Raw genomic sequence first — 9604 nt, forward strand, 5'->3', positions numbered from 1 at the left:
CCCGCTTGCGGGAGGGGCAGCGAGGCTTGCCAGCTTGCTGGCTAGCCGCAGCGGGGTGGGTATGGTCGCCACGTCGCTGCCCACCCCCGACCCCTCCCGCAAGCGGGAGGGGAGAATGATGGCCGCTATCGGTCGTTAGCCGCCATCGTGTCCCGAATTGCGCCGAACGGCTGATACGGGGTGGAAAGCGGATATAAGGCAGATCGGCCGATCACTCGGTCTTCGTCGGGTCCAACTAGCGTGGGGTTTCACGTGCCATCATGGTATCGGCGTGACGGTGAATCACGCGCCACTGCCCCGCCTCCCTGCGAAGCGCGGTTGTGACGCGATAGTGCCGTTCTGATTCCGTTTGCGAACCCGGCGGGTAGAACCAGATGTGTTCGTACTGCACCACGAGGGCAAGGTCCCCGGCGCTCGTGACCCGGACACGCTCATTCTGTTGACGACCTCTGGTATATTGTGCGCTCGCCCATCGCAGCCGCGGACGCACGTTGTCCCAACCCATCTCAATTTTTCCTCCGGCGCCGCCCGTCAGCGTCACATCGGAAGCGTGGGACCAGATGGCCATTGAGGGCTCAGGGTTTCCATTGTGGAACGCAATATGAGCCGCATCCATCCTCTCGAGCGTTGCCTGCAGGTCGGGATCTTCCGCTCTGACCCCTTGGGCGTATGCACACTCCAATGTCGCGATGCTACCGGCAAGAGCTATCCCGACACCGATAAGAAACGAGCCGCGGTTCATGAAAACCTCCAAGAAGGGTACGATCACGAGAGAGCGCTTTGTCGATATACCTAGCAACGTGGGGTGTCCATCGGCCAGATTCCGTGACGCAACGGCACCTTGTTGAGGCGATGCGTCGGCTCACACGAGTGATGGGACTTACTGTCTGCAATCGGTCGATTGCCGTCGGGCTGCTATCCGACGGATCTATGGGGCCGTTACGTTCCGCGACCCAAGAGATACAATCCCACAGACACGGCAAGGCAAAAAACCAGCGCCAGAAAAACGAAAAGCGGTCCTCGCGGTTCATCTCGGTGACCGGCAGGAAGAAACAGGCCCAGAATCACATCCAGCATTTCAGTCTCCGAATTTCGGCGTTCAGCAAAACCTGTGCTTCCTGCATCGATGGAGCATATGTCGAACGACCGCAATCGGTCGCTAACCGACCTATCGGGAGAAGCGGCAATTACCCCCGCAGCGTCGCCCCCAGCTTTGCCGCCGCCGCGACCACCTTGTCGGCGATCGCCTTCAGCTCGGCTTCGGCGAAGCTCTTTTCCACCGGTTGCAGCTCGACCTCGACCGCGAGGCTGACCTGACCCTCGGGCACGCCCTGGCCGGTGAAGCGGTCGAACAGCCGCGCATCGACGATGCTGGCCTTGTCGGCGCCGCGGATCGTGCGCACCAGCTCGGCCGCGGTCAGCGTGCTGGGGGCGAGGAAGGCGAAGTCGCGGCGCACCGATTGCAGCGCAGGCGGCGTGAAGGCTGCTCGCGCGGGGCCGCTCGCGCGTTTCGCCGGGATCGCGTCGAGGAAGATCTGCACCGCCATCACCGGCCCGTCGACGTCGAAGGCGCGGGTGAGCAGCGGATGGAGCGCGCCGAATTCGGCGAGCACCGCTTTGGGTCCGAGCCGCAGCGTTGCCGACTGGCCGGGGTGCCAGATGCTGCCGGTCTGAACCGCTTCCATCACCTGCAGCCGGTCGGCGGGCGCGCCCGCGGCCTCGAGCAGCGCCAGCGCCGCCGCCTTGGCATCGAACGCGTCGAACGGCGCGGCTTTGCCCGCCTGCCAGCCGCGGGCGCGCTTGTCGCCCGCCATCACGATGGCAAGCGTCGGATGCTCGGCATCGGCGAGGTAGCGGCGGCCGATTTCGAACAGGCGGATGCTGCCCGCGCCGCGATTCTGGTTGCGCTGCACCGCCGCAAGCAACCCGGGGAGCAGCGACGGGCGCATGACCTTGAGGTCTTCGCTGATCGGATTGGCGAGCGACCAGGTGCCGCCGCCGAAGGGCGCGGCATCGCGTTCGCTGATGAACGACCAGGTGACGGCTTCGTCGAACCCGGTCGCCGCCGCGGCGCGGCGCAGGCGGCGTTCGGTCAATTGTTCGGGGGTCGCGGTCGGTTTCGCGACGCCGTCGGTGCGCGGCAACGGGACCGAGGCGATGGCATCGAAGCCGGTGATGCGCGTGACTTCCTCGACGATGTCGGCGGGGCCATCGATGTCGCGACGCCAGCTCGGCACCGATACCTGCCAGCGGCCACCCTGTTCGATCACGCCGAAACCGAGCGCGGCAAGGATGTCCTTTTGCCGTTCGGGGGCGATCGCAATGCCGCCGAGGGTCGCCGACAGCGTGGGATCATAATCGATCGTCTTCACGTCGGCGGGCGGCGCCCCCGCATGCGTCATCGCCGACGGGGTGCCGCCGCAAATCGCGAGGACATGGCCGGTGACGATCGCGGTCGCGTCGTCGAGAAACGCCGGGTCGACCCCGCGCTCGAAACGACTGCGCGCGTCGCTGGTCAGCGCGAGCGCCTGTCCGGTCAGCGCGATGCGCTCGGGGGTGAAATAGGCGACCTCGATCAGCACGTCGGTCGTCGTCTCGCTACACCCGCTATGCTCGCCGCCCATGATGCCGGCAACGTCATGGACGCCATGATCGTCGGCGATCACGGTCATCGTGTCGGTGAGCACATATTCCTTGCCGTTGAGCGCGACGACCTTTTCGCCATCCTTGGCGCGCCGGGCGACAAGCGCACCGGTCAACTGTGCGCGGTCATAGATATGGCTCGGGCGGCCGAGGTCGAACATCACATAATTGCTGATGTCGACGAGCGCCGAGATCGATCGCTGGCCGACCGCCTCCAGCCGGCGCCGCATCCATTCGGGCGCGGTGCCGTTGGTAACGCCGCCGATCGTGCGGCCATAGAAGGCGGGGCAGCCTTCGGGATCGTGGGTGGCGATCTCGGTCGCGGGGGCGCCCTCGCCGGCGATCGTCGGGACGTCGAGCGGCTTCAGCGTGCCGAGCCCGGCGGCGGCGAGGTCGCGTGCGATCCCGCGCACGCCCATGCAGTCCTGCCGGTTCGGGGTGATCGAAATGTCGATCACCGGATCGCCCGCGCCGCTATACTCGGCGAAGCTGGTGCCGATCGGCGCATCGGCGGGCAGTTCGATGATCCCGTCATGATCGTCGCCCAGCTCGAGCTCGCGCGTCGAGCACATCATGCCGTTCGATTCGACCCCGCGCACCGCTGCGACCTTCAGCTCCATGCCGTTCGCGGGCACGACCGCACCGGGCAGGCCGAGCACGCCGACGAGCCCCGCGCGCGCATTGGGCGCGCCGCACACGACGGTGAGCGGCGCGCCGGCGTTGATGTCTGGGCCGGCCTCGACGGTCAGCACCTGCAGCTTGTCGGCCTGCGGATGTTTCTCGGCGGTGAGCACGCGCGCGACGCGGAAACCGGCGAGTTTCTCGGCCGGATTCTCGACGCCTTCGACCTCGTGGCCGATGCGGTTGAGCGTAGCGACAACATCGGCGACGTCGAAGGCACCATCCAGATGCTCTTTCAGCCAATCGAGGGTGATCTTCATGCCGAAATCCCCCCGCTCAGCGTGGGCACCGACAGCGCGCCGAACCCGTAGTGCGACAGCCACCTGAGGTCGCCGTCGAAGAAAGCGCGAAGGTCGTCCATGCCATATTTGAGCATCGCGAGCCGGTCGACCCCGACCCCGAAGGCAAAGCCCTGCCACTCGTCGGGATCGAGCCCGCAATTGGCGATCACGCGGCGGTTGACCATCCCGCTGCCGAGCAGCTCCATCCACGCATGGCCATCATCGTCACCATGGCCGCCGACGATGCGGCGGCCCTTTTCCTGTTTATAGCCGACATCGACCTCGGCCGAGGGTTCGGTGAAGGGGAAATAGGAGGGGCGCAGGCGCAGCACGATGTCGTCGCGTTCGAAATAGGCCTTGAGGAAGGTTTCGAGCGTCCATTTAAGATGCCCCATATGAATGCCGCGGTCGATGACGAGCCCTTCGACCTGATGGAACATCGGCGTGTGCGTCGCGTCGCTGTCGCTGCGATAGACGCGCCCCGGCGCGATGATGCGGATCGGCGGCTCTTGCGACATCATCGTGCGGATCTGCACCGGCGAAGTGTGCGTCCGGAGCAGCATACGCTGCGCGGCACTTTCGCCAACTTCGGGGAAATAGAAGGTGTCGTGCATCGCGCGCGCCGGATGCGTCTCGGGGATGTTCAGCGCGGTGAAATTGCGCCAGTCATCCTCGATCTCGGGGCCCGTGGCGACCGCGAAGCCCATGTCGGCGAAGATTTCGGCGAGCTCGTCCATCACCTGGCTCACCGGATGGACGCTGCCGCGCGGGGCGGCTTCGGCGGGCAGCGACATGTCGATCGCCTCGGCGGCCAGCTTCACGTCGAGCGCCGCCGCGTCGAGCGCGGCCTTGCGTGTGCCCAGCGCTGCGGTCACCGTCTCGCGCAGGCCATGAATCTCGGGTCCCCGCGCCTGCCGCTCGTCGGGGGTCATGCTGCCCAGCGTCTTGAGCAGCGCGGTGATGCTCCCCGCCTTGCCAAGCGTGGCGACGCGCAGCGCTTCGAGCGCGTCGAGGTCGGCCGCCGCCGCTATGTCGTCCACCAGCTGCGCCTGAATGGCCTGAATATCGCTCATCGTCGTTCGTCCTGTTCCGGCGGCGCTGGCGCTGCCGGCCTGCATTTCTCTGGTTCTTTTGGATACGGCGGCTGCCCGCGCGTCCGTCGCCTGCCGCTTGCACCGAACGCGCCCTGCAATCAAGCCTATTGGCGGGAAACGGGGCTATCCTGCAGGCTTGTGCAAGCCCTGCACCGCGGCCCCTGCCGCGGCGGCGCGCGCAAATGCCGCGGCGCCCAATATCGGTTTGGGCCGCGTCGCATATTCACGCGGGCTCATTCCCATGAAACGCTGGAAGTCGCGCGTGAACTGCGCCTGGTCGTAATAATGATGATCCATCGTATCGATCCACGCCATCGACGGGTCGAGCATGAAGCGCCCGAGCGACCGCAGGAAACGCTGACGCCGCAGCAGCAATTTCGGGGGAAATCCGAAGGCGCGGAGGCTCAATCGCTCGATCGAGCGTTCGGACAGCGCCAGCTTGGCCGAAAGGTCGGCGACGCTCGACAGATCATCGTCGACCAGCGCGCGATGCGCGGCGAGAATTGCCGGATCGTCGGGCGGCGCGCCCGCGAGGAGGCCGCAAAAATGCGCGTCGATCATCGCCACAGCGGCATCGACGTCATTCACTTGTCGCAGCATCCCTGTCAGCGGCGCAAAAGGCGCGAAGGCGGGATGCGCGTTGCCGTCGCAAAAACGGTCGGCGAGATCCTCGGCGGGCAAGGAAATATATTTGGCCCAGCCCATCGGAAGGATGCCGATGCCCCAGGCGCGCATATTGCCCGCGGCAAAATAGCTTGCCTTGCTCGTAGGGCCGGTCGCGACGAAGCGCGGCGTCGCGACCACCGGGCCGCCGCCGATCGCGGCGAACGGCGCGTCACCCTCGATAAATCGCAGATTGGCCCATTCGGGGTGCAGATAATCGTCGATGCGCGTGTCGTCGGGCACGACGACCTCGGTCAGGTAGATGGTGCTGACATAGGGGCGCAGCGCCGCCGACAGCGGGAAGAAGCGCGTCGCGACGCGTACGCCGGATAGATCCGGTGTCCTGTCCTCCGCTGGCGCGTCGCGTTGGGGCATGCGGCCTCCATCTAACGGGCAAAGTCGGCGAAAAACAATGTTTCGCTGTCCGTTCTTGTCGGGTTTTTACAATTTTATACTCGCCGCCTGCGGCATAGTTGCGTTGCCCGCTCTTGGGGGAGCGGAGCCTGCGAGGGGAATATCGGGCGCGACGGCGATGCCGTGCGCCCGGATTGGCGGACGCGGCGACAGGTCGCCGCCGAGCCGACGGCGTCGGTGCCAAAGGATGGGGATTTGGTAAGGACCTGAAAAAGACGACTGATTTTCCGAGCTTCGTTCCGGCCGGCAGCTTCTGCGACCCACGGCTTTTCGGTACGGGCGGGGGGGCGATGGTTTCCACTGGAACCATTGTCGAGGCGGCGCGGAACGAGAGTTTCGCGCCGCTTCTTCGTGGCGAGCGGACGCCGCTTCACTCCACACAACCTCAAAGAAAAAGGGCGGCCCCGTCGGGACCGCCCTTGTTTCGTTCGCTTGGGTCGAAGCGTCAGGCTGCCTTGGGCAGCGCCGCTTTCGCCTGGGCGATGATCGTCGTGAAGACGGTGCCTTCGTTCATCGCGAGGTCCGCCATGACCTTGCGGTCGAGTTCGATCCCCGCCAGCTTCACGCCGTGCATGAACTGCGAATAGGTCAGGCCCTCGGCGCGAACCGCGGCGTTGATGCGCTGGATCCACAGACCGCGGAAGTTCCGCTTTTTAACCTTGCGGTCGCGATAGGCATATTGGCCGGCCTTTTCGACCGCCTGCTTGGCGATACGAATGGTGTTCTTGCGACGGCCATAAAAGCCCTTCGCCTGTTCCAATACGCGTTTGTGCTTGGCGCGCGTGGTGACGCCGCGTTTGATGCGTGACATGCCTTAGCGCTCCTTACTTCAGGCCGTACGGCGCCCAGAGGCGCACATGGGCCACATCCGAATCGCTCAGCACGCTGGTGCCGCGGTTGGTGCGGATATATTTCGAATTGTGCGAAATCAGGCGGTGACGCTTGCCGGCAACGCCGTGCTTCACTTTGCCCGAGGCGGTGAATTTGAAGCGTTTCTTCACACCGCTCTTGGTCTTCAACTTGGGCATTTTGGTCTCCTTTGGAAGTCCGTTTGCGTATCGGCCTGGCAGCCCTTTCAGCCAGCCGACACAATCGGAAGCGGGGCGCTTAGGGGGATTCGCCCGGAAATGCAAGCTTGTTCCCCGATGCCGCGGCGCAGGGTAACAATAAGCCCCATCATCATCGAAGGGAGTGAGTCGCATGTCGGAAGAATATTGCGCAATGGCGGGCGTCGTCCCCCACCTGACGATTCGTGGCAATCGGGCGAGCGAAGCGATCGATTTCTATATGCGTGCATTCGGCGCGTCCGAAAGCGGCCGCCATATGGCCGAGGATGGCCAGCGCATCTTGCACGCGCATCTCGAACTCAATGGCGGCCCGCTGATGCTCAACGACGATTTCCCCGAAATGGGCGATGGTCAGGGCTCATCGACGCCCGCGGGCGTCGGACTGCATCTCGATGTCCCCGATGCCGATGCGGCGTGGGACCGGGCGCTCGCGGCCGGCGCCTCGGTCCGCTTTCCGCTCGACAACCAGTTCTGGGGCCAGCGCTATGGTCAGGTCACCGACCCCTTCGGCCATATCTGGTCGATCGGCGGTCCGGTGACCTAGAAACTCGCGCCGTCGACCTTCTGGATGATCAGCGCATCGAGGTCGGCGTCGGGAACACAGCGCAGATTGACCGCCGCCATCTTCGATCCATCGGGTCCGGTGCCGACCGAAAAGCCCTGACAGCCGCAGTCGGTACAGAATTGATGATCGATATTATGCTTGTTGAACTGGTAGCTTGCGAGCTTGTCGGCCCCGCTGTCCAGCCGGAACCGGTCGATCGGCACAAAGGCGAGCAAGAACCCCTTGCGCCGGCAATGCGAGCAATTGCAGCTCATCGCCGTGCCCGGAATATCGCCCTCGACCGTATAGGTTACCGCGCCGCAGTGGCAGCTGCCTTCGAAAGCCATGTCTGTTCCTCTCCGTTCAATGGTGGCAGGCGAGTCCCTCTATAACATCCTCGAGCCGCGCGGGATCGCCGAGCGCGATGACATGGCCCGAACTGTCGGCGTTGAGCGGATCGCCGTTCCAGTCGCACATCGTCCCGCCCGCGCCCTCGACCACGGGCACCAGCGCGGCGAAGTCGTGGAGCTTCAGCCCCGCCTCGACCACCAGGTCGACATGGCCGCTCGCGAGCAGGCCGTAATTATAGCAGTCACCGCCGAAGATCAGGCGTTTGTGGGCGGTCTGTGCCGCGAGCGCCATGAAATGTTCGGCATCATGGTCGGGGAAATATTGCGGGCCGGTGGTGGCGAGCGCGGCGTCGGCAAGGTCGCGGCAGCTGCGCGTGCGCGCGGGCTTGCCGTTGAACAAGGTCGGTTGTCCCAGCGCGCCGACCCAGCGTTCGCCGGCGATCGGCTGGTCGATGATCCCGAGCACGGGCCAGCCGTCCTGCAGCAGCGCGATCAGCGTGCCGAAGATCGGGCGTCCGGCCATGAAGCTGACCGTGCCGTCGATCGGGTCGAGCACCCATTGGCGCGATGCGTCGGGGCGTTCGGCGCCATATTCCTCGCCGATGATTCCGTCGCGCGGCGCCTCGGCATCGAGCAGGCGGCGCATCGCGGCCTCGGCGGCGCGGTCGGCCTCGGTCACGGGCGAGGCATCGGCCTTGGCCTCATGCGTGAAGGCGGCGCGGAACAAGGGGCGGATGGCATCGCCGGCGGCATCGGCGAGGCGATTGGCGAGCGCGAGATCGGAAGCAAGGGTCATGCGGCGAGCGCTAGCGCAGCGACGCCGTGCCCGCCACCCCTGAGCATGGGAGGCAGCCGTCAATTGCCCGATTATATCGCATGTACAAAATTGATATATTTTGTACATGCGATCCTATGTCCGACCGCATCTCCGCCGATTCCTTTCTGGCCACCTTCGCGCGGCTGGGATTCCGCAAGGCGTCGATGGAGGATCTGGCGCGCGCGGCGGGCGTGTCGCGTCAGGCGCTCTACAATCGCTTCGGATCGAAAACGGCGCTGGTCGACTGGACGATGAAGTTACTGGTCGACCGGTCGCTCGCCGAGGCGCTTCGCAGTCTGGACAATCCCGGGGCGACGCTGGCGGCGCGGCTGCTCGCCGCGCTCGATGCCTGGGCGGGACAGCATATGACGATGCTCCGCGCCTCGCCGCACGGGGTCGAGGTTGCGGTGATGGTGGCACCCGAGCCGGGCGAGGCGGTACGCTCCGCCGAGCGCAAGCTGGTTGCCGCGATGGCCAATGCGATCCGGCTGAGTGGACCCGGCGCGCTGGTGTCGCGCGCGGGGAGCATGGCGCAGGCGCTCTGCTGGACAGCCAAGGGCCTCGTCCATGCGGCGCCCGACCATGCGAGCTTTCGCCGCGAACTAGAGCTGATCGTCGGCGCGCTGCTCGCGCGCTGAACGCCTTCAGTCGAAAAGCGAGGAGACACTCGATTCGTCGGCGATGCGCTTGATCGCTTCGCCGAGCAGCGGCGCGACGGTCAGCGCGCGGACCTTGCCGCTGTCGTTGACGGCATCGGTGGGCTGGATCGAATCGGTGATCACCAGCTCGGTGAGCTCGCTCGCATCGACGCGCGCGACCGCGCCGCCCGACAGGACGCCGTGGGTGCAATAAGCGACGACGCCCTCGGCGCCCGCGGCCTTCAGCGCGGCGGCGGCGTTGCACAGCGTGCCCGCCGAATCGACGATGTCGTCGATCAGGATGCAGAAGCGGCCCTTCACGTCGCCGATGATGTTCATCACTTCCGATTCGCCGGCGCGTTCGCGGCGCTTGTCGACGATCGCGAGCGGGGCGTTGTCGAGCCGCTTGGCG

11 protein-coding genes are annotated in these 9604 nt (G+C 65.5%); 2 read left to right on the forward strand and 9 right to left on the reverse strand.

Going from position 1 to position 9604, the window contains the following annotated elements:
- Positions 1-235: 235 nt before the first annotated feature.
- The 6 genes from V6M50_RS19745 to rpmI form a co-directional block, all read right to left on the reverse strand.
- Positions 236-742, reverse strand: a complete 507-nt coding sequence (locus V6M50_RS19745; RefSeq protein WP_332820295.1) for a nuclear transport factor 2 family protein — start codon at positions 740-742, stop codon at positions 236-238.
- A 445-nt stretch (positions 743-1187) separates the two neighbouring features.
- Positions 1188-3584, reverse strand: coding sequence for a phenylalanine--tRNA ligase subunit beta (gene pheT / locus V6M50_RS19750; RefSeq protein ID WP_332820296.1), 2397 nt, complete (start codon positions 3582-3584; stop codon positions 1188-1190).
- The gene (gene pheS / locus V6M50_RS19755) at positions 3581-4678 is read right to left on the reverse strand and encodes a phenylalanine--tRNA ligase subunit alpha (RefSeq protein ID WP_332820303.1); all 1098 of its coding nucleotides are present in this window, start codon (positions 4676-4678) and stop codon (positions 3581-3583) included. Before pheS ends, pheT begins: the two co-directional genes overlap by 4 nt.
- A gap of 144 nt (positions 4679-4822) precedes the next feature.
- On the reverse strand, positions 4823-5737 hold the full coding sequence (locus tag V6M50_RS19760) for a helix-turn-helix domain-containing protein (RefSeq protein WP_332820297.1): 915 nt from the start codon (positions 5735-5737) through the stop codon (positions 4823-4825).
- A 484-nt stretch (positions 5738-6221) separates the two neighbouring features.
- Positions 6222-6587: a 50S ribosomal protein L20 gene (rplT, locus tag V6M50_RS19765; RefSeq protein WP_137752332.1), complete on the reverse strand. Its 366-nt coding sequence runs from the start codon at positions 6585-6587 to the stop codon at positions 6222-6224.
- A 13-nt stretch (positions 6588-6600) separates the two neighbouring features.
- Positions 6601-6804 carry a 50S ribosomal protein L35 gene (rpmI, locus tag V6M50_RS19770; protein WP_106000796.1) on the reverse strand — a complete coding sequence of 68 codons (204 nt, stop codon included), beginning with the start codon at positions 6802-6804 and terminating at the stop codon, positions 6601-6603.
- Positions 6805-6976: 172 nt separating this feature from the next.
- On the opposite strand from rpmI, the gene V6M50_RS19775 reads away from it, so the two are divergent.
- Entirely contained in the window at positions 6977-7387 is a 411-nt protein-coding gene (locus V6M50_RS19775) for a VOC family protein (RefSeq protein WP_332820298.1), read from the forward strand.
- On the opposite strand, the gene V6M50_RS19780 is transcribed toward V6M50_RS19775, so the two are convergent.
- On the reverse strand, positions 7384-7734 hold the full coding sequence (locus tag V6M50_RS19780) for a GFA family protein (protein WP_332820299.1): 351 nt from the start codon (positions 7732-7734) through the stop codon (positions 7384-7386). The genes V6M50_RS19775 and V6M50_RS19780 overlap by 4 nt on opposite strands.
- Before the next feature lie 16 nt (positions 7735-7750).
- A complete protein-coding gene (gene hisN / locus V6M50_RS19785) occupies positions 7751-8533 on the reverse strand; it encodes a histidinol-phosphatase (protein WP_332820300.1) in 783 nt (260 codons plus the stop codon).
- 116 nt (positions 8534-8649) lie between these two features.
- Here hisN and V6M50_RS19790 point away from each other — a divergent pair, with 116 nt between their 5' ends.
- On the forward strand, positions 8650-9192 hold the full coding sequence (locus V6M50_RS19790; protein ID WP_332820301.1) for a TetR/AcrR family transcriptional regulator: 543 nt from the start codon (positions 8650-8652) through the stop codon (positions 9190-9192).
- 6 nt (positions 9193-9198) lie between these two features.
- On the opposite strand, the gene prs is transcribed toward V6M50_RS19790, so the two are convergent.
- The coding region (prs, locus tag V6M50_RS19795; RefSeq protein ID WP_332820302.1) for a ribose-phosphate diphosphokinase at positions 9199-9604 on the reverse strand (406 nt) is incomplete at its 5' end.

Source organism: Sphingopyxis sp., assembly GCF_036675685.1.
Classification (GTDB): domain Bacteria; phylum Pseudomonadota; class Alphaproteobacteria; order Sphingomonadales; family Sphingomonadaceae; genus Sphingopyxis.

What these genes read in the sequence shown, in the direction of transcription:
- rpmI (WP_106000796.1), bottom strand. Translation starts at nt 6,804, where the DNA reads ATGCCCAAGTTGAAGACCAAGAGCGGTGTGAAGAAACGCTTCAAATTC.
- V6M50_RS19790 (WP_332820301.1), top strand. Translation starts at nt 8,650, where the DNA reads ATGTCCGACCGCATCTCCGCCGATTCCTTTCTGGCCACCTTCGCGCGG.
- V6M50_RS19745 (WP_332820295.1), bottom strand. Translation starts at nt 742, where the DNA reads ATGAACCGCGGCTCGTTTCTTATCGGTGTCGGGATAGCTCTTGCCGGT.
- V6M50_RS19760 (WP_332820297.1), bottom strand. Translation starts at nt 5,737, where the DNA reads ATGCCCCAACGCGACGCGCCAGCGGAGGACAGGACACCGGATCTATCC.
- pheS (WP_332820303.1), bottom strand. Translation starts at nt 4,678, where the DNA reads ATGAGCGATATTCAGGCCATTCAGGCGCAGCTGGTGGACGACATAGCG.
- rplT (WP_137752332.1), bottom strand. Translation starts at nt 6,587, where the DNA reads ATGTCACGCATCAAACGCGGCGTCACCACGCGCGCCAAGCACAAACGC.
- V6M50_RS19775 (WP_332820298.1), top strand. Translation starts at nt 6,977, where the DNA reads ATGTCGGAAGAATATTGCGCAATGGCGGGCGTCGTCCCCCACCTGACG.
- pheT (WP_332820296.1), bottom strand. Translation starts at nt 3,584, where the DNA reads ATGAAGATCACCCTCGATTGGCTGAAAGAGCATCTGGATGGTGCCTTC.
- V6M50_RS19780 (WP_332820299.1), bottom strand. Translation starts at nt 7,734, where the DNA reads ATGGCTTTCGAAGGCAGCTGCCACTGCGGCGCGGTAACCTATACGGTC.
- hisN (WP_332820300.1), bottom strand. Translation starts at nt 8,533, where the DNA reads ATGACCCTTGCTTCCGATCTCGCGCTCGCCAATCGCCTCGCCGATGCC.